21 protein-coding genes and 1 other RNA gene are annotated in these 19,175 nt (G+C 51.4%); 8 read left to right on the forward strand and 14 right to left on the reverse strand.

Annotated features, from left to right (window positions below):
* Positions 1-11 precede the first annotated feature (11 nt).
* From ACY2RQ_RS05825 to ACY2RQ_RS05840, 4 genes are all read right to left on the reverse strand, one after another.
* Complete coding sequence (locus ACY2RQ_RS05825) at positions 12-815, reverse strand: YdcF family protein (RefSeq protein ID WP_490112020.1); 804 nt, start codon at positions 813-815, stop codon at positions 12-14.
* A gap of 6 nt (positions 816-821) precedes the next feature.
* Complete coding sequence (locus tag ACY2RQ_RS05830; protein ID WP_490112021.1) at positions 822-1,829, reverse strand: 2-hydroxyacid dehydrogenase; 1,008 nt, start codon at positions 1,827-1,829, stop codon at positions 822-824.
* A gap of 81 nt (positions 1,830-1,910) precedes the next feature.
* Positions 1,911-2,873 (reverse strand): HAD-IIA family hydrolase, encoded by a 963-nt coding sequence (locus tag ACY2RQ_RS05835; protein ID WP_490112022.1) that lies wholly within the window; start codon positions 2,871-2,873, stop codon positions 1,911-1,913.
* Between the two features lie 174 nt (positions 2,874-3,047).
* Positions 3,048-3,470, reverse strand: coding sequence for a MarR family winged helix-turn-helix transcriptional regulator (locus tag ACY2RQ_RS05840; RefSeq protein WP_490112023.1), 423 nt, complete (start codon positions 3,468-3,470; stop codon positions 3,048-3,050).
* 196 nt (positions 3,471-3,666) lie between these two features.
* Here ACY2RQ_RS05840 and msrB point away from each other — a divergent pair, with 196 nt between their 5' ends.
* Positions 3,667-4,224 carry a peptide-methionine (R)-S-oxide reductase MsrB gene (gene msrB / locus ACY2RQ_RS05845; RefSeq protein WP_490112024.1) on the forward strand — a complete coding sequence of 186 codons (558 nt, stop codon included), beginning with the start codon at positions 3,667-3,669 and terminating at the stop codon, positions 4,222-4,224.
* An 82-nt stretch (positions 4,225-4,306) separates the two neighbouring features.
* Here the strand turns inward: msrB and fabV are convergent, their stop codons facing one another.
* Positions 4,307-5,503 carry an enoyl-ACP reductase FabV gene (fabV, locus tag ACY2RQ_RS05850; protein ID WP_490112025.1) on the reverse strand — a complete coding sequence of 399 codons (1,197 nt, stop codon included), beginning with the start codon at positions 5,501-5,503 and terminating at the stop codon, positions 4,307-4,309.
* Positions 5,504-5,843: 340 nt separating this feature from the next.
* On the opposite strand from fabV, the gene ACY2RQ_RS05855 reads away from it, so the two are divergent.
* A complete protein-coding gene (locus ACY2RQ_RS05855) occupies positions 5,844-6,641 on the forward strand; it encodes a TatD family hydrolase (protein WP_490112026.1) in 798 nt (265 codons plus the stop codon).
* 11 nt (positions 6,642-6,652) lie between these two features.
* On the opposite strand, the gene ACY2RQ_RS05860 is transcribed toward ACY2RQ_RS05855, so the two are convergent.
* The 4 genes from ACY2RQ_RS05860 to ubiH all read right to left on the reverse strand — a co-directional run bounded on the left by ACY2RQ_RS05860 (position 6,653) and on the right by ubiH (position 10,553).
* A complete protein-coding gene (locus ACY2RQ_RS05860) occupies positions 6,653-6,823 on the reverse strand; it encodes a hypothetical protein (RefSeq protein WP_490112027.1) in 171 nt (56 codons plus the stop codon).
* A gap of 198 nt (positions 6,824-7,021) precedes the next feature.
* The gene (locus tag ACY2RQ_RS05865; protein ID WP_490112028.1) at positions 7,022-7,891 is read right to left on the reverse strand and encodes a hypothetical protein; all 870 of its coding nucleotides are present in this window, start codon (positions 7,889-7,891) and stop codon (positions 7,022-7,024) included.
* 138 nt (positions 7,892-8,029) lie between these two features.
* Positions 8,030-9,304, reverse strand: a complete 1,275-nt coding sequence (locus tag ACY2RQ_RS05870; protein WP_490112029.1) for an FAD-dependent monooxygenase — start codon at positions 9,302-9,304, stop codon at positions 8,030-8,032.
* Between the two features lie 25 nt (positions 9,305-9,329).
* A complete protein-coding gene (gene ubiH / locus ACY2RQ_RS05875) occupies positions 9,330-10,553 on the reverse strand; it encodes a 2-octaprenyl-6-methoxyphenyl hydroxylase (protein ID WP_490112030.1) in 1,224 nt (407 codons plus the stop codon).
* Positions 10,554-10,756: 203 nt separating this feature from the next.
* Here ubiH and ACY2RQ_RS05880 point away from each other — a divergent pair, with 203 nt between their 5' ends.
* Positions 10,757-11,971 carry a hypothetical protein gene (locus tag ACY2RQ_RS05880; RefSeq protein WP_490112031.1) on the forward strand — a complete coding sequence of 405 codons (1,215 nt, stop codon included), beginning with the start codon at positions 10,757-10,759 and terminating at the stop codon, positions 11,969-11,971.
* A 14-nt stretch (positions 11,972-11,985) separates the two neighbouring features.
* Here ACY2RQ_RS05880 and pepP read toward each other — a convergent pair whose 3' ends face one another.
* Together pepP and ACY2RQ_RS05890 are read right to left on the reverse strand one after the other, a co-directional pair.
* Positions 11,986-13,299 (reverse strand): Xaa-Pro aminopeptidase, encoded by a 1,314-nt coding sequence (gene pepP, locus ACY2RQ_RS05885; protein WP_490112032.1) that lies wholly within the window; start codon positions 13,297-13,299, stop codon positions 11,986-11,988.
* Positions 13,299-13,895, reverse strand: coding sequence for a UPF0149 family protein (locus tag ACY2RQ_RS05890; RefSeq protein ID WP_490112033.1), 597 nt, complete (start codon positions 13,893-13,895; stop codon positions 13,299-13,301). The genes pepP and ACY2RQ_RS05890 overlap by 1 nt, the downstream gene beginning before the upstream one ends.
* A gap of 163 nt (positions 13,896-14,058) precedes the next feature.
* Here ACY2RQ_RS05890 and ACY2RQ_RS05895 point away from each other — a divergent pair, with 163 nt between their 5' ends.
* From ACY2RQ_RS05895 to ACY2RQ_RS05910, 4 genes are all read left to right on the forward strand, one after another.
* Entirely contained in the window at positions 14,059-14,268 is a 210-nt protein-coding gene (locus ACY2RQ_RS05895; RefSeq protein ID WP_490112034.1) for a TIGR02449 family protein, read from the forward strand.
* Positions 14,265-14,597 (forward strand): cell division protein ZapA, encoded by a 333-nt coding sequence (locus ACY2RQ_RS05900; protein WP_490112035.1) that lies wholly within the window; start codon positions 14,265-14,267, stop codon positions 14,595-14,597. Before ACY2RQ_RS05895 ends, ACY2RQ_RS05900 begins: the two co-directional genes overlap by 4 nt.
* 100 nt (positions 14,598-14,697) lie before the next feature.
* Positions 14,698-14,895: non-coding RNA, 6S RNA (gene ssrS / locus ACY2RQ_RS05905), on the forward strand.
* A gap of 48 nt (positions 14,896-14,943) precedes the next feature.
* Positions 14,944-15,591, forward strand: a complete 648-nt coding sequence (locus ACY2RQ_RS05910; protein ID WP_490112036.1) for a 5-formyltetrahydrofolate cyclo-ligase — start codon at positions 14,944-14,946, stop codon at positions 15,589-15,591.
* A gap of 457 nt (positions 15,592-16,048) precedes the next feature.
* Here the strand turns inward: ACY2RQ_RS05910 and ilvA are convergent, their stop codons facing one another.
* The 3 genes from ilvA to ACY2RQ_RS05925 form a co-directional block, all read right to left on the reverse strand.
* The gene (gene ilvA / locus ACY2RQ_RS05915) at positions 16,049-17,578 is read right to left on the reverse strand and encodes a threonine ammonia-lyase, biosynthetic (RefSeq protein ID WP_490112037.1); all 1,530 of its coding nucleotides are present in this window, start codon (positions 17,576-17,578) and stop codon (positions 16,049-16,051) included.
* A 127-nt stretch (positions 17,579-17,705) separates the two neighbouring features.
* Complete coding sequence (locus tag ACY2RQ_RS05920) at positions 17,706-18,047, reverse strand: OmpA family protein (RefSeq protein WP_490112038.1); 342 nt, start codon at positions 18,045-18,047, stop codon at positions 17,706-17,708.
* 5 nt (positions 18,048-18,052) lie between these two features.
* On the reverse strand, positions 18,053-18,268 hold the full coding sequence (locus ACY2RQ_RS05925; RefSeq protein ID WP_490112039.1) for a hypothetical protein: 216 nt from the start codon (positions 18,266-18,268) through the stop codon (positions 18,053-18,055).
* 120 nt (positions 18,269-18,388) lie between these two features.
* Between ACY2RQ_RS05925 and rpiA the strand changes: the two genes are divergently transcribed.
* A complete protein-coding gene (rpiA, locus tag ACY2RQ_RS05930; RefSeq protein WP_490112040.1) occupies positions 18,389-19,060 on the forward strand; it encodes a ribose-5-phosphate isomerase RpiA in 672 nt (223 codons plus the stop codon).
* The last annotated feature ends 115 nt before the right edge of the window (positions 19,061-19,175 follow it).

Consider the following 19,175-nt stretch of genomic DNA (forward strand, 5'->3'; position numbering starts at 1 on the left):
TTGGGTAACAATTATTGTTTTACTTCCATAACATTACTTTTACCGGAAGCCCAGGGCCACTGGCAATGCCAGTAAACCCTGTCCCGGAACAGACCGATATACTCGGTCAAGGCAAGCTGGCTGTTGCGCAGCCAGCGAATATCCGGCAGCCAGGCTCTGTAGCGCCAGTCCGAAACGAGACTCACAGCACTGGCTGTTGGAGCTGGTATAACTTCAAGCCCCACCCTTTCAAAAGCCCGTTTTGACCTTGGCATATGCCACCCATGGGTCACCAGAACCACTTTATGAATACCCTCCTTTTTCAGTATGAGGGCAGAAAATGCGGCATTATCCCTGGTATTCAGGCTCTCCGATTCTTCCCAGCGAACACCAATACCCTGGCTGTTTAAAAACCGGTTCATAACCTGCGCTTCGTTTATTCCATATACATTACCGCCGGAAACCAGCACCGGCAGCCCGGTTTCCTTCGCGACCTTTACCCCATACCGTAAACGCTGAGTCAGCAAGGCTCCCGGCTGGGGTTCCATATCATATTCAGGGGTATTGCCCAGCACCCCTGTTCCCAGAATAACAATCGCTTCATTATCGGGGTCGGGAACAAAGTGCTCTGTAGAAAAAGCCGGGTAACGTTCCAGCCCACTCATTAAAAGACTGGCGACCGGCCGGGTGGACAGTAAATATAAGGAAACAAAAGACAACGCAACCAGAATGTACGACAATTGTCGGAAGCGGAACCATAACAGCAGGGCCAGACACAGCAGCACCAATTGCAGACCAGGAACCTGAATCAGGCTTTTCAGTATTGCTGCAAGCATGGTTAATCAGCCTGTATGTCCAGTGTTCACACAGTTTACGCAGCGCCCCGTGTCTTCATACTCTTTGATATTATTCAGTGTTGTCAAAGCAATGGAATCAAGTGCTTCCCGGGTAAAGAATCCCTGATGTCCTGTCACCACAACATTTGGAAAGGTCAGCAGGCGCTGGAACACATCATCCACAATCACCTCTTCAGACAAATCCTGGAAGAACAGATTGCCCTCCTGCTCATAAACGTCGATCCCCAGATAACCGAGCTGCCCGGATTTCAAGGCTCGAATAACCGCTGAAGTATCAATTAACGCGCCCCGGCTGGTATTGATCAACATAACTCCCGGCTTCATGCTGGCAAGGGCATGATCATCAATCATATAGTGGGTTTCTGCCGTCAGAGGACAATGCAGGCTGATAACATCTGAACGCTTGTATAACTCTTCCCGGCTGACAAGCTGGACGCCCAACGCCCGGGCTTCCTCCTCAGCCATCCATGGATCAAAAGCCAGTACATCCATGCCAAAGCCGAGTAATATGCGGGCAGTGGCCCTGCCAATAGCCCCCAGCCCCAGAAGGCCAGCAATACGATTATGAAGATTAAAGCCCAACAGGCCATTAAGCTGGAAATTGCCTTCCCTTACCCTGTTCCAGGCTTTATGGGTTCTCCGGTTCAGGGTAAGAATAATGGCGAGGGTATATTCAGCCACGGCTTCCGGAGAGTATGCGGGCACCCGCACAACGGTTATCCCCAGTCGTTCTGCCGCCTCCAGATCAATCTGGTTAAAACCGGCGCAACGGAGAGCGACAAGGCGCACCCCCTGACCAGCCAGGATCTTGAGAACTTTTTCGCTTAAATCATCATTAACGAAAGCGCACACGGCCTGACAGTCATCTGCCAGACGGGCACTGTTGATATCAAGCCGGGCCTCCTGAAAAACAAATGTCTGCCCACTCCCCACCAGACACTGTTCAAAAACAGGGCGTTCATAGCTCTGGCAGCTGTACATCAGGGTTTTCATCCATACTCCCCGTTTTTATTTGCATGTTGCCAATACGCTATAAATAATACCATCCGCAGTTCATCCTCAATGCTCAGAAAATCAAAGATGGGGAGCAATAAAATCCGGCGTAATCCCTGCGCTGACTATTTCGTCCATAACATCACGCCCCTGATAAATACCACATTCCAGCAGCAGGGTTTTAAAGCCCATGGCATTGCCTCCCAGGATATCAGTATAAAGCGTATCACCGACCATCAGCACCCGGGATGGGTCTGTCACACCATAACGTTCTGCCACTTCCTGGAAAATGGAGAGTCCCGGTTTACCAAACAGTTGGGGAATGGCCTTCTGCCCGGAATTTTCAACCAGCTGATCAAGAAAATATCCGGGGGTGGCATGAATATAGTTCGTGCCATTGAGCATATAGGGCGCGCCTATATCCGGATTTCCAACTGCCAGATTAAATTGCCGCCCCTTTGCAGAAAATTCAAGGTTCTTCTGCATCTCTGCCGTCCAACCCATACCCGCCATAAACAGCAGGCTGTCCACGCCTTCCGGAATCACACCATCACAGGCATTGAGCCGGGTCATGCCCTCCACCAACGGTTCTGAAGGGTGGGGGCTGGGGGCAATAACCCCCCAACGTGACGGATTATCAATGGTTTTCAGCCAACTCTCGGTAATATCCAGGCTGGTGACAATTTCATCGCAGGAAAAGTCAAAACCACGGGCACCATACTTCTCTTCCGCGACAGACCTGTTGGTCATGGTGTCATTGGACACAACGCTGAAAGCTTTATTACGGCTGCGCATAAGCGCAATCATTTCGACAGCGCCATCAATGGGCACAGCCCCCCGGCAAAGTACACCGTAGGAATCCAGCATAATCAGATCAAACTGTTCCAGAATCTTCTCAATGCCTCCTATACGCCGGGGCTGGCCATCAGGCTTGGCAACAGCCGGAAACCAGTTCATACGCCGGGTATAACATTGATTCAGAATGGACAGGTTGATCTCAATCATCCGGGTGCACAGTTCTATTTTGATGGGTGATAACCGCATTATATATGCAACTTCTGTCGCCATCTTTATATCATTTACCGTTCTTCCCGGTTTTTCTGATATACCAGAGCTGAAATATGACTTGGGTCAGCACACGGCCCAGGCAGGTTAGCCCAACAGGTTTGTATACGAACATTACGAATAAAAATGCAGGACAAATGTACAATATTTTTCTTATTCGCCTTCAACACGCTCCCTGACGGTATTCAGATAGCGTCTTACAACATTCAGTTCCTCCCCGGTAAACCCTTCTTCCAGTACATGGTTCATACGTTTGAACAATGGTCGGGCTTTCAGAAGTACTTCCAGCCCTTTAACGGTTATCAAAACCCTCCAGGCACGACTGTCGACCTGTGATGGGGAGCGTTGCACCAGTCCGTTTTTTTCCAGCCTTTCCACCATACCACTGGTGGCTGCCTTTCCTAATCCCAGTGCTTCACCCAGCTCAACCTGCAGGCAACCATTGCGCTTCTGCAAATGGAAAAGAGCACCAGCCTGGGCTGATGTAACCCCCAGAGCCTCTTTAGCCTGACGGTCCACTTCTTTATACAGCTTCTGCTGCACCTGATTAATCAGGAAATAGAGTTTTTGTTCCATGGTTTCGCATACTGGTTCGTAAACGAACCATAGTCAATGACATTTTCTCTGCGTATACAAAGCAGAGCAACTGAAGGTTCATGGAGTGGCCAGCTCCTGTATATTAAGCCGAAGAGTTCCAGGAAACGGAGAGCGCGGTGAATCCAGCGGACTCCTCCCTGCGTATAAACAAATAACAAAGCATACCGGAGGTTCTATGCGCAAACTGATTGCAGGTACAGCCCTGACCTTGTTGTCTGGTCTTGTTTTAGCCACTTCACTTCAAAGCACAAACAGCTCTGCTGCTGCAGAGGGAACTACAACGAGAGTCGTAGAAAACAGAGAGTTTGATAAGAGCAGCCTGAAACAGAAGTTGACTCCCCTTCAGTACTACGTGACTCAGGAAGACGGCACCGAAAGGCCCTTTAAAAACGAGTACTGGGACAATAAAGAAGCGGGTATCTATGTAGATATTGTTTCCGGCGAACCCCTGTTCAGCTCACTGGATAAATATAAATCCGGTACCGGCTGGCCCAGCTTCAGCCGCCCGCTGGTTGCTGCCAATATTGCGGAAAAAGAAGATAACACCCTGTTTATGCGCCGAACGGAAGTGCGCTCAGCCCAGGCAGATTCCCATCTTGGCCATGTCTTTAATGATGGCCCTGCACCCACCGGCCTGCGTTACTGCATGAACTCCGCAGCCATGCGTTTTGTGCCTGTGGATAAATTAAAAGAGGAAGGTTACGGTGAGTTTCTGGCACTGTTTCAAAAGTAAGCTTCAGAAATAACTCAATTGATAGAAATAATTAAGCCCTGCCTGTAACCAAACAGACAGGGCTTAATTATCGATACGCTTATTACAGCGTTATAACATCAAACTCCACTTCCGGATTCACATCCGCTTCGTAATCAATGCCTTCCAGACCAAAACCAAACAGGCTCAGGAACTCCTGCTTGTACTCGTTGTAATCGGTCAGTTCCGCAAGGTTCTCATCGGTGATCTTGTCCCACAGTTCCTGACAGTGCTTCTGGATATCTTCCTTCAGCTCCCAATCATCCAGACGCAGGCGGTTCTGTTCATCAACAGGAATCTCACCACCTGTATACAGACGCTCAGACATCATGCGCCAGATCTGCTGAATACAGCCTTCGTGCAAGCCTTCTTCACGCATCTTCTTGAAGACCATGGCGATATACAGGGGCATAACCGGAATGGCGGAAGAAGCCTGGGTAACCACGCTTTTCAGAACCGCAACATTAGCTCCACCGTTATTAGCAGCCAGCTTCTCGTTAAGAGCCTTGGCAGCACGGTCCAGGTCTTTCTTCGCTTCACCCAGGGCACCGTGCCAGTAAATCGGCCAGGTCAGCTCGGTACCGATATAGCTGTAAGCCACAGAACGACAGCCGTCGGCCAGTACACCGGCGTCAGACAGGGCGTTAATCCACAGCTCCCAGTCCTGACCGCCCATTACGGTCACGGTGTTGGCGATCTCTTCTTCAGTGGCCGGCTCTACGCTGGCCTCGAACAGAGTGTCCTTATTGGTGTCTACCGCTGTGGCCGTATAAGTCTGACCGATAGGCTTGAGGGAAGAGCGCACCACCTCACCGGTTTCCGGCATTTTACGTACAGGGGAAGCCAGGGAGTAAACCACCATATCAATCTGGCCCAGGTCTTCCTTGATCAGCTCGATAACTTTTGCACGGGCTTCGTGGGAGAAGGCATCACCATTAATGCTCTTGGCGTACAGTCCGGCTTTATGGGCCGCCTTGTCGAAGGCTGCTGCGTTGTACCAGCCAGCAGTACCCGGCTTACGCTCTGTGGCGGGCTTTTCAAAGAACACACCGATAGTTGCCGCATCACTGCCAAAAGCAGCGGCAACACGGGAGGCCAGGCCATAACCACTGGAAGAACCGACCACCAGCACACGCTTGGGGCCGTTATTCAGTTTTGGCTGGGCTTTTATATAGGCGATCTGATCTTCAACATTCTTCTCACATCCGGTGGGATGTGTGGTTGTACAGATAAAACCACGCGTTTTGGGCTTGATAATCATGAGAGAGCCTTGTCCGCCTTATGCCGGAATATGGTTATTTTCACAACGAAAGGCAGGTTACTGTAAAAAAGCCAATGGATAAAACACGATGCCCCCAAAATAACTAACAGTATTCAAACCGTCACATACGCTTACAAAGCGCCCTGACTTATCATGGTTCTATAGCTGATCTGGCATTCCGTCATACAGACATTTAAAACAGCGCAGCATCAGGAGCTGTTCAATAATCTTGCCACCGTTAAGAATGCAATGCCATTCTCCCGGGGTCTCCCTTTCAAGCTGTTCTCACTCTGGTTATAACTATAAGCTTTACCGTTTGCCCACGAACTTCTGGAAAACCATGTCAGCGACAGAACTTATAGATATTGGTGTCAATCTTGGAGACAAGGCTTTTGATAAAGATCGGGACGATGTTGTAGATCGGGCACTGGAAGCAGGCGTCAATGTCCTGATTCTGACTGGCACTTCCCTGGAAGGCTCACAGAAATGTCTTCAGCTGGCACAGAGCTATTCTGATCACTGCTACACGACAGCAGGCATTCATCCCCACGATGCCAAAGACGCCACTCCCCAACACTTTAATGAACTCCATGACCTGCTGAAGGAAGACAAGGTTGTAGCAGCGGGGGAAACCGGTCTGGATTTTAACCGCGACTTTTCCCCACGCCCGGTTCAGGAAGCGGTGTTTGAAAAGCAGATAGAACTGGCGATAAGCACAGGCATGCCTATGTTCTGCCATGAGCGGGATGCGTCAAAGCGCTTTGCTGAAATGGTGAAAGCTTATCGGGATGATATCTGTGATCTGGTGGTTCATTGCTTTACCGCCGACAAAGAAAGCCTCTATCGTTACCTGGATCTGGATCTTCATATCGGCATTACCGGCTGGGTCTGCGATGAGCGCCGGGGTTTTCACCTTCACCCGCTGTTGAACGATATTCCCGCTAATCGCTTGATGGTGGAAACCGATTGCCCCTACCTGCTGCCCCGCACTCTGAGCCCCAAACCCAAAAGCCGTAGAAATGAACCTGCCTTTCTTGGGGAAGTGGTCAAGATGATTGCCCGGCAGACCTCTCGAACCGTTGAGCAGGTTGCCGAGCAGACTACAGCTACTGCAAAAGCTTTCTTCCGCCTGTCCTGAGTATCGATATCTTAATTATCATCGGTTTCCTGCTGGCCAACCTTGTACTCGGACTGCTGACCAGCCAGGGCATCAATACTCTGGATAAATTCTCCGTGGGAGGAAACCTGATGGTATTTTATCTCTCCCGCAAAAGCGGTCTGCGAACCAGTCTGCGAACCAGGACAGGTTGTTAATTTCAATCCTTAGAGCGGCAAGGAACAAGCGAGATAGGGAGCATGTTTATGAAATATCCGGGTTAGAGCCTGTTCATAGTCTTATCGTGGACTGATCCATCACACAGCGTTTATCTACAACACAGGCAGCGAATGCTGCCTGTGTTGTTTAATTGTAAAGCTGTTATGTTCCAGCGAAAAAGAGTGAATCCATTTGCAGGCTTCTTATTCAATACCTCCGGGAGGTATCATCTGTTCCATACCCGGAATCATATCCCCCGGCATACCGCTGCCATCCATACCAGGCATGCCCTGCATCTGTTCCATCACCTGATTTACAGATTCACGGACTGTATCAATCATGGCCTGGAAACCATCGTGAAAACCCCGGTGGTATACTTTAATCGCTTTCGGAGCGTCCTGGGGAACATTGTCGATAGCCTTTTTGTTTCCCATCGCATCTTTGGAGGCTTCACCACCGAACAGGGATTCCATGGACGTCGGCAGTGTTAAGGCAATGGCCCGCCCTGCCATATAGCCATTGATATAACTGCCCCTGAGTACAGCATTGGCAGGGGTACCCTGGCCGCTGTGTTTGTATGCAGCAGCGGCCTCACACCAACGGTCACGGAATTCATTCTCTGTCTCTTCACCCTCGGTGCACTCGTACTCAATAATGCCCTGGGCATCGAGTACTTCCACATATCCTGTTTCATAACCATCAGCCGCAATAGGACGGCTTTGCAGGTTCTCCACGGCCGGGTCACGTCCCTGCTGGGCATCAAAGTTTCCGAGTTTCCAGGCTTCAATAAACTCATCACGGGCCTCCCGGTCATCGTCATTGAAACTGTCACTGCCTTCCCAGGCTTTCAGACCCCGGCACCAGAATCTTTTATCCGGGATCATACCTGTGGGGTCATCGCAGTCAAAGCCCCTGGCCTCTTTGGGACGAACGTCCTCAATGGTGACCTGTTGACTGGATTCTTGTTCTGGCTGCAGTCCGGCAGGCTTCTGTTCTTCCTTTTTGCCACACCCCTGCAGGGCCATAAACACAATGGCCGGCAACAGCAGTGCCGCTCTTGAAAATCGGGACATATCTATACCTCTTGTCTCTGAACCCGGGGAGCTGCTTCCACATCCCGGCCCCCCGCAACCCGGGCAGGCTTTTTGATGCGCGGGAAGCAATATAGTTCAAAGTACAGAAGTACTAACTTTTTGGTTGGATAGCCTGGGTTATCCCTGATCAGTCTCCTGTCTGGATAGGGATTTCACCGTTACGTCAGGCCTGGATAACACTGGAATATCGCCCCGAATGCCCATAGCCCGGACAATAATCTCCTGTTTCAGCAGGGGCAGCTGATCTGTGATCTTCAGACCCGTATTTCTCAGCCAGCGCAGCAGCAGGTTATCGCTGTCAAACAGTCGCTCCAGCCCTTCCATTATTCCGGCCATAGCCAGGTTATTGCCCTCCCGGGAACGCTGGTAGCGGTCCAGCACCGCTTTGCTGGCAAAGTCCTCACCACGTCTGCAGGCTCTGGCAATTTCACCCGCCAGACTGGCCACATCCAGCAACCCGAGATTCGCGCCCTGCCCCGCCAGAGGATGAATGGTATGAGCCGCATCACCTATCAGAGCAACCCGCCCCCGGTGATACTGGCGTGCATGTCTTTGCCGCAGCGGGAAACAATAACGTTTGTCGGTGCCAACAACTCTGCCAAGACGGTGCTCCAGAGCTGCACCAATCGCCTTCTGAAAATGGCTGTCATCCAGCGCCATAGTCTCACTGGCTTTATCGGGGTGTAGCGACCAGACCACAGAGCAGAAATGCCGTCCATCGTCTGTAGAAGGCAAAGGCAGGAATGCCAGGGGGCCGCTATCGAGGAATATCTGCCAGGCGGTATCCTGATGGGGCTGATCCAGTTCCACTGTAGTTACAATCGCATGGTGCAGATAGTCCCACTCACGCATGGGAATTCCCGCCCAGAAGCGAGCCCGTGAGTTGGCCCCATCTGCCGCCACCAGCAGCCTTGCTCCAAGGTTCCCCCCATCTTTCAGCTGCAAAACCACACGGCCTTCTTCCCGAGCCATCCCCCGGACTTCTGTCTCTGGTAGAAGCGTGACTGAAGTGTCGGACACCCCCTGAAGCAGAACACCACGAATAATGCTGTTTTCAACAATATGGCCAAGGTCAGCGACGCCCAGCTCACGGGCAGAGAAAGAGATGTTACCGGTGCCTCCGGCATCCCACACATGCATTCCGCTGTAAGGGCTGACACGCCGGGCAACAATAGATTCCCAGGCCCCGATATTGTTCAATAGATTGCGGGAGGCTTCAGTCAGAGCGCAGACCCGGGGATCAAACTGATCCCTCTCCAGCTCTGGCATATCACCACTCAGGCTGCCGCTATCCACCAAGGCAATTTTCAGGGGTGTTCCTGCCAGGGCAAGGGCCATGGCGGTACCGGCAATACCACCACCGAGCACCAGAATATCGTAATCTTTCGTCATCTTTTCTTTCACTTACTACCCCAATCTATTGCCCCAACCCCATGGCCTGTCTGGCAAACCAGTCCCGTAGGGGGAATATCAGCTCCATGCCAAGCAACCCAAGGTTTCTGGCACCTGCCAGGGGCTTGGACGAGTTGGAAAAGAGCCTGACCACCTGATCACTGAAACCCACTGTCCGCTGCTGATCCCGGGAACGGTTCTCCACATATTCTCGCAATGTTTGAAAACTGCCAGGAGACTGTCCCTTTTGAGCGGCAGCAACCAGAAGAGAACTGAGTTCTTCAATATCCCGCAGGGAAAGGTTAAAACCCTGCCCCGCCACCGGATGCAGGCTGTGGGCGGCATTACCAAGTACCACCAGCCCCGGACGAACCTGCTCACGGACTTCTTTCAGCGCCAGTGGATAACTGAACCTCTCTCCCACCTTTTCAAAACGGCCCAGGCGATAACCAAAACGATCCTGCAACTCTGCCAGAAAATCCTCTTCCACCAGCTGTAACCGTTCTTCAGCCAGCTCTTCCGGCATGGTCCATACCAGGGCACTGTTTCCATCCGCCCGGGGCAGAAGAGCCATAGGGCCTTCATCAGTAAAACGCTCGTAAGCCACATTCTGGTGATGGCGGGCGGGGGTGACATTGGCCACGATAGCTTTCTGCTGGTAATGGGTTTCATTGCTCTGCAGACCAAGTGCAGACGCCAGCCCTGAACGGCCACCATCCGCCAGCACTACAAGGCTGGTCCGGATGGATTTCAGAGTGTTCTTATCATCGGTTTCCAGCATCATGGCGCAGCCGGAATCTGCTGGCTGGGGAAGACAGCGCATCACCCGGAGAGGACAGAGCCAGTCAATATCACTGGTGGCCCGAAGCCGGGATACAAGCACCTGTCCCAGCCAGCTGTTATCCACCACGTAACCAAGGGCAGGAACCCCGTGCTCTTCGGCATGGAGCCGGGTTATGCCAAAGTGGCCACGGTCGGAAACATGAATATTGGTAATAGGCTCAGCCCGGGAGCCAATCTCTTCCCACAGGCCAAGCTTTCGGTAAATATCCCTCGCCCCCGCTGACAGAGCCGTAGAACGGGCATCGTAACTGGGCTGCCAGATATCACTGACATCTTCCGGAAGATCCACAGCCTCAATCACGGCAAGACTCACGTCCCGGGGTAACGCCTGACTCAGGGAGATGGCAAGGGTTGCCCCCACCATACCTCCGCCGATTATCACGATATCGTATCCGGCCTGACTCATACCCTGACTCCTCGCCCCTGTTACCCTTACTAAACGTTTTGCCGACTGCTCTGACAACTCTGTTCGTCCCTTTTACAGGACGATAGAATGTGCATTTTACTCTGCCCGGCTGCGGGACAACACAGTCAGGACTGTTGACCTAAACAAAAACTTCCCTCTTTTCCGGTGTCCAACCCAGACACTACGGGCGGAGAAGAGCATACATGAAGCAGCAAATAACAACTTCCCCTCTATGGACCAGCCAGCTTGGTAAAAGAACTGCCCATGTCAGGTATGAGCAATCAAACAGCACGCAACAAAACATCAAAGCCTGCAGCGATCAGGGAAGCTTTGCTCAAAGGGCTGTAAAAAGATCTAAACTCTCACGCTTTACACCGCCGCCACCGGATGAGAGGGGCTGGTGTCGTGCAGCCTATGACTCAGTGACACGGCCCTGGATGGAAACAGCGCTTCGGTCTGGCCCCAATGCCATTCATATCTACTTCAGTAAAGGGGGATATATCCACAGGTCATCTTTCTCCGGAAACACGCCCCTGCATATTTTGATAACCGCTTACGGCAAACACCCCCCAGAAAAGGCACGGGCAACAAGTTACCAGATACTGCGCCGCTATACGCCCCATCAATTGCAGGAAGACATGGGAAAACCCAATAAACAGGGAAGAACCCCCTGGGATGAACTGGCCAGCCAGACAGATGCCGGTTCTCCAGAAAACCGTTTAACACCGGCGGCAAAAGCCATTCTTGAAGATATTCTCTTGCAAGGAGCTTCTCCGCTGGTTGTCAACAAACCTTTCACCATTTCCAGCATTCCTGCGGTAAAGCTGCTGCCTTTTCTCAGGAATGACCGCCATCTGTTGGGATTATTGCTGGAACAGGATAAGTACCTCACCGTTCGCACCATTAACCAGATACCCGGTCAGCACTGGAGTCTGTGCCCCAACCTTTTATGCGCCGCAATTTCGATAAAATCCTCACGGGATCTGGAATATTTACTGGACAGTGGTATTCAGATTGATAAATACCATTCCCCCGCCAACTGGCTGGTCACCTTTCTTCATGAGTGGCCGGAACAACCCATCTATCATTACTGCGCCACTGTCTTATATCAGTACGCAATTTTTCTGGATGACGGCATATACAACACTCTGCTGCTGGCGATACTGTCCCGATGGCAACGGGAATTTCCCAAAGCCACTCCTGAGAGAAAACAGGCTATAAGGAATTCACTGCTCTGCCTTATTCGCATAGGAAATAGTCGAACTGATCAGATACAGGTTAAACAGGATGGGAAAAGTCAGTACCAGCCGTTGGAGGATTCACTGGTTAGAATTCTCGAAAAGCAGTTCTGGCCCCTTTGGGTTGAAGCCGCCACCATGCCCGAGCTGAAAGCGGTACTGACAGCCGGGCGTGTCTGAATATAAAGAGGGAGTTAACCAGCCATTATGGCTTCAATAGCATCCACGGTTTTAGGTACATCCGCCGTCAGTATTTCACAGCCGGTATCGGTCACCAGCACATCATCCTCAATACGAATGCCAATACCTCTCCAGCGGGCATCCACATCCATATTATCCGGAGCAATATACAAACCCGGTTCAACAGTCAGAGTCATACCCGGGCTGAACAGTAATGGCTTGCCAGCTTCCTTGTGTGGACCGACATCATGGACATCCAGTCCCAGCCAGTGGCCGGTACCATGCATGTAGAAAGGCTTATAGGCTTCATCCTTAATCAACTGTTCCTTATCACCACTGAGCAGCCCAAGATCAATCAACCCTTCCACCAGCCGGGCGACAGCTGCCTTGTGAAAACCATCCCAGGGCTTGCCCGGGGCAATTTCATCAATAGCTTTCAGCTGGGCAGCCAGAACCACATCATAAAGTGCTTTCTGGTCTTCAGAAAAACGGCCATTCACCGGGAAGGTACGGGTAATATCCCCTGCATAACCATCCAGCTCACAGCCAGCATCAATCAATACCAGATCGCCGTCTTTCAGTTCACTTTTATTTTCGGTGTAGTGAAGAATGCAGGCATTCTCGCCACCACCGATAATCGTGTTATAGGCCGGGAAACGTGCGCCATTCATAGTAAACTCATGGTTGACAGCCGCTTCCAGCTGGTACTCCATGACTCCCGGGCGACACTCTTTCATGGCCCGCACATGGGCACGGGCGCTGAGTTCACCGGCAGCACGCATCATATTCTGCTCGGCAACAGATTTTATCTGCCGGCAGGCGTGTATAAGGCTGTCCCGATCGTCTATTTTCAGGGGCGCAACAGCGCCGGTACGTTCCCTGTGTTTTAGATTATCCAGCAGGCCCCAGAGGGTCTGGTCAAAGTTCTTATCCTGGCCAGGGGTGTAGTAAAGGGTTTCCCGGCCATCAAGAATGACCGGCAGATGTTTAGTCAGTTCATCAATTGTAAAGGATTGGTCAAAACCATAGTCCTCAACTGCACCTTTCTGGCCGGCACGGCGGCCATTCCATGTTTCCATGGCCGGATCACGCTTGCGGCAGAACAGGATACTCTCACCCTCTTCACGACCGGGAACCAGCACCAGCAGGGCTTCCGGTTCGTGGAAACCGGTCAGGTAGATAAAATCACTGCTCTGGCGGAAGTGGTATTCGCAATCCCGGTTACGGATTTTTTCCGAGGCACCTGGCAATACCAGGACTGCCCCATTCCCCAGTTCCTTCAGCAGCGCAGCGCGCCGCTTACCATAATTGGCTCTGTTCAGTTTCATCAGTGAATTGATTTGCTCTGCTGTTGTTGTTCACGTGCCTGCTGCGCTTCTATCCGGTTTTCACCGAACAGCATCAGGGTACCCATGCGTACATATTCACAAATTTCAAAGAAATCCTTCTCGGCATCTTCCGTATGTTCCATATCTCCAACCTCAACCTGGGCGATCTGGGCCAGGTCCGTTAACACGCCAAGAGCATCTTCCGACAGTTTATCCTGGCTGATGCCCGCCATGCCGTAACCGGAGATAAACCCTGCACACCACTGACCAAGGGCTTCGGCTCGACGACCCAAAGCTTCTTCGCTGTCCGGCAGAATCAGGTCAAAGGAGAAATCCTCAGCGCCAAGTTCCGCCAGCACCACATCATAAAATTCCAGCAATCCGGTACGGGAGTGGGGAAGAATCTCCTCCGGGACTCCCATCTGCCCGCGGGCGGTATGCAGCCAACTCTGGGGAGCCGGCCGGCTGCCCGCACTCAACAGTCCACACAACAGACCGTGCAACTGTGAAGGTGGTGTAAAGGATCGCGCTTCGACAAACAGGTCACTGAGTCTGTCGAAATCAAATGCTTCCGGTGTGTGACTGTGATCCTTCATACACATTATCTCTATCATCAATGTTGGCAGTGTACCTCATTAAACGTGAGTGATGACCCGCTCTTTTCACCACAAATACACAAAACTGATCATTCGGTTATTGTCCGTTGGCTGAAAGAGGGGATATATTTAGTATTCAAAGGATCAATAGACTGCCCGCATCATGGAACCCAGCGATCTGAACAATCTGAGCGAAAAGGTCGAAGCGCTTATCACCCTGTGCAATCGTCTGCGCCAGGAGAACCGTATTCTCCGTGCCGGCGAACAGCAGTGGAAGAAAGAGCGCGCACAGCTCATAGAAAAAAACGAAATGGCCCGCGCCCGCGTGGATGCCATGATCGGCCGTCTTAAGGCTCTGGAGCATGAATCATGAGTACCGAATTACTCAATACCACGGTCAACATCCTTGATAAGGACTACCGCATCAACTGCCCGGCTGCGGAAGAGGCCGCGCTGATTGAGGCCGCCCGCAACCTGGACAAACGCATGCGGGATATCCGTCATGGTGGCAAGGTGATTGGGGTTGAACGCATTGCGGTGATGGTTGCACTGAATGTCACCCACGAACTGCTGCAGAATAATAAAAGCAGCGACAGATACAGCATCGAAGCCCAGGAACAGATCAGCAATCTTCTGGAAAGGCTCGACGGTGCACTGAATGAAAATCACGAGCTGGAGCTGAAATCAGAAGAACCATACTGAAAAGTAAATAATCGCATGGGTATGACAGCGTTTCCTCATAGCGATTTAGCATAAGCAGGGGCTGGTCGAGGCCCCTTCGATGCCGATATAATCCCATCAAGGTTCCCTGGTCTGTACGCCAGTCTCGATACGTCCCTGAGGCTTTAATTACGCAACCCGGCGGCTCCTCGAGAGTATTGAGCGTGCATGTCCGCCCGGAGTTTACTTCGGAAGCGGAAAGCCCATGGTATTCCAGCAGCCACCACCTTGAGAGAAGTCTCTCAAGGGCAAAGACAGACAGCGGCAGAGTGGGGAGCCTTACTTTATTTCACATTTCACTGGATTACACACTTATCTGGCGACCTGGATGCCTACAAAGAACAAGTCAGCAGCTGGTAAACCCTCTATCCCACAGCTCTCTATCCAAAAGAAGGCCCAATACAAGAAAACACTTCGTCAACAACTTCGCCAAAAGCGACACAGCCTGAGTCGGGGTCAGCAGAAACAAGCCAGCCAAAACCTCCTCAAAACCCTGATCAACCACCCTGCCTACAGAAACAGCAAACACATTGCCGTGTATCTGGCCCGTGACGGCGAAATTGATCCCTGTCTTCTTATGGAAGACGCATGGAAGAAAAACAAAACCATCTACCTCCCGGTGATCGATCCGTTAAACAGGCACACGCTTACCTTTCTGCCCTGGGACAAAAATACAGCCACGGTCAAAAACAGATTCGGGATTCCTGAACCGGACCCGCGCCGACACAAGCCCCGCCCAGCATGGACACTGGACCTGATACTCCTTCCTCTCACAGGCTTTGACGCCAGCGGTCGCAGAATGGGTATGGGCGGTGGTTACTACGACCGCACATTCAACTTCATAGGCAAAGGCATACGAAGCCATGAACCCTTACTGGTGGGACTCGCACATGAATGCCAAAAGGTCAGTCAGATTCCGGTTGACAACTGGGACATACCGCTGTCGGGTATTGCGACCGATTGTTATTATTATTAATCTTCGAGTGCACATCTCTGTACTAAAGAAGCTCTGCACTAATTTGCACTAAACTAATTTGCACTAAAGAACTCTGTGCTAAAAAGCAGCGCTAAAGGACAGCTCTTCAGCCAAGTATCTGGGCTGTTGCTGTTGTTACAACGCCAAGGGCAAACAGCACCATTACTAAATTAACCGGGTCAAGTCTAAGCATTATTCCCTCCAGGAAAAGCACTGACTTCGGCATCCTGCCCCGGGGAATCCGGCTTTATCATCCATGAGATTCAGCAATCTGCTGAATTACACATAATTTACATTTACACATATCAGTTTAAGCACGAACAATGCCAATCTGATACTTACCTTTAGTCGTACAAATAATACCCCTATCTGTATGAAAATTATGTGACTTGATGCAAGAAAAGCTAAAGTACACCAAGCTGATTTTTAAACACCTTGTGCACTTTATATAACAGTGTCAGCCTAAGAACAGTTCATATGCACTGTTACTGCTCTCTTCCCAATAATGGTAGCCAATCTCTTCCAGGAAAGCGGGTATCTGGTCACGTTCACCTTCTGGCACCTGCATACCTACAACCACCCGACCATATGCGGCACCATGGTTACGGTAGTGGAACATGGAAATATTCCAGCGATTCCCCACACGATTCAGGAAATTCAGCAGTGCACCCGGGCGCTCCGGGAATTCAAAGCGGTACACCACTTCATCCTGAACTGCCGGTGCATGGCCACCCACCATATGGCGAACGTGGAGTTTTGCCATCTCGTTATCGGTCAAATCCTGTACAGGATAACCGACATCGGTCAGACCGCCAGTCAGACGCTCCCGGGTTTCCGTTTCCGGATGCATCTGTACACCTACAAAAATATGGGCATCGCTGTTATCAAAATAGCGGTAGTTAAATTCGGTAATACTGCGCTTTCCGATGGTTTCGCAGAAACGCCGGAAACTGCCGGGCCTTTCAGGGATTGTTACCGCAAGAATCACCTCACGACCCTCACCCAGATCTGCCCGTTCCGAAACGTAACGCAGGCGATCAAAGTTAATATTGGCGCCACTGGCAATAGTGACCAGGTTCTGGCCGGAGACCTTTTCACGCTCTACATACTTTTTCAATCCTGCTGTCGCCAGAGCACCGGCCGGTTCAGTTACAGAACGGGTGTCGTCAAACAGGTCTTTCACCGCCGCGCAGATTTCATCGGCGCTGACTGTGATCACCTCATCCACACATTCACGACAGATGCGGAATGTCTCTTCACCAATCTGGGCAACCGCTACGCCATCGGCGAATAAACCGACCTGGGGCAGAACAACACGCTCATCCGCGTCCATGGCCGCTTTCAGACAGGCGGACTCTTCATACTCAACTCCGATTACCCGGGTATCCGGACGCAGGTATTTCACATAAGCCGCAATACCGGCAATCAGGCCACCACCGCCAACAGGAACAAAAACAGCGTCCAGTTCTTCAGGGTGTTGGTGCAGTAGCTCCATACCGATAGTGCCCTGACCAGCAATGGTGTCCACATCATCGTAGGGATGGATAAAGCTCAGGCCTTCTTTTTCTACCAGGGTCAGGGCATGGACCAGGGACTGGTCAAAACTGTCCCCGTGCAACACAACTTCTCCACCACGGGCACACACGGCCTTAACCTTGATATCCGGCGTGGTGGTAGGCATAACAATCACTGCCCGAATACCCAGCTTGTTTGCGGAGAGGGCTACACCCTGAGCATGGTTACCGGCAGAGGCGCAGACAACACCTTTTTTCAGTTCCTCGTCCGACAACTGAACAATCTTGTTGTATGCCCCACGAATCTTGAAGGAAAACACCGGCTGCAGGTCTTCACGCTTGACCATTACGGTATTGCCCAGCTTCTCGCTAAGGAAGGGAACCGGATGCAAAGGGGTTTCAACAGCCACGTCATAAACACGGGCCTCAAGGATTTTCCTGATGTACTGGGTAGGCATAGCCGAGCGGGTCACTCTTATCTGTTCTGTTTATGGGCCATAGAAGCATAATCATTGTACTGAACAGGGTGGCTGCTTACCTAACCCTTTTATAAAGAAAAGTTAAGCTTCCTAAAAGACGTAACCTTTCCACTCAGCAACTTCAAATACTCGGATGATACCAGACCTCAACCCTGCGGTTCCGCACGCGGGACTCTGCGTCTACTGCTTCTCCAAGGGGCATAAAGGAACCCAGACCCACCAGGGCAACCCGACCACGGTCTATACCGGAACGCATCAGTTCACGATAGACAACCTGACTGAGCAGACGGGAGAATAACTCCGCCTTGCCCGGATTGGCCCTCTCTCCGGCAAAGCCCACCAGTTTCAGTTTTCCGGGATTCTTTTCCAGAAACTCTTTCAGACGACGAATATCCTTCAACGCTTTGTTATCCAGTTGGGCTTTGCCTTCACGGAAGCGGAAACTCACCGTCAGCTGTTTCATTCCCTCTACAGTGCGCACATAAAATTGCGGCGCGGCTCAATACCCACCACCTGCTCCGCCGAAGGGTGCAGCAGGTCACCAAAGCTCATCAGCTTCTGGTACTCACTGCCTTTTACCGGCCTTGAAGAGGCCACAATATCCGCCTGACCTTTAGCCAGTGCTGCGGCTGAACTCCCCCCCCAGTCCCCCAACATGGCAGCAATTTTTATTATCTTCTTCATTTCCAGGCTGATGACAGCGTCATCTCCCCAGAACTTTTTCTCTACCCGGTTTATTTATTACTCTCACCTGCACTCTTTACGTATAATTCCGTCCGCCTACCTTTCTACCCAGGAACCACCATGACCCAGGACGAACTCAAACAGGCCGTCGCACAGTCTGCACTGGATTACATTCTTCCCCATCTCGAAGACAACATGATTATCGGTATTGGAACTGGCTCTACAGCCAATTTTTTTATCGACGCACTGGCAAAGGTAAAGGATCGTTTTGATGGCGCGGTTGCCAGCTCCGAAGCCAGTGCCCAGCGCCTGAAAGATCATGGCATTCTTGTGTATGACCTGAATTCGGTTTCTGAACTGCGCTTCTACATAGATGGTGCGGACGAAGCCAACGAGCACCTGCACCTTATTAAAGGTGGCGGCGCAGCCCTGACCCGGGAAAAGATTGTGGCAGCCGTGGCCAAAGAGTTTATCTGTATTGCCGACGGCTCCAAGAAAGTTGATGTCCTCGGCCGCTTCCCCCTGCCTGTTGAAGTGATTCCCATGGCCCGCAGTCATGTAGCCCGCCAACTTGTCGCCCTGGGTGGTGACCCGGCCTACCGTGAAGGTGTGGTTACCGATAACGGCAATATCATTCTGGATGTATGGAATATGTCCATTACCGATCCCATCGGCCTGGAGAATTCCATTAACCAGATTACCGGTGTTGTCACCAACGGCCTGTTTGCCAGCCGCCCGGCGGATATTCTTTTACTGGGAACTGAATCCGGCGTTCAATCTATAAAAGACTGACAGAAACTGTGGCTTTATAAAGGCGCTGGCCATTGGTCAGCGCCTTTTTATTAGGCGCTTTTTGGATAATCGCCGAAAGATAAACAGTTAATTAACAGCACAGTTCAGAAATAAA

The organism is Parendozoicomonas sp. 209JJ7-1 (assembly GCF_058147085.1).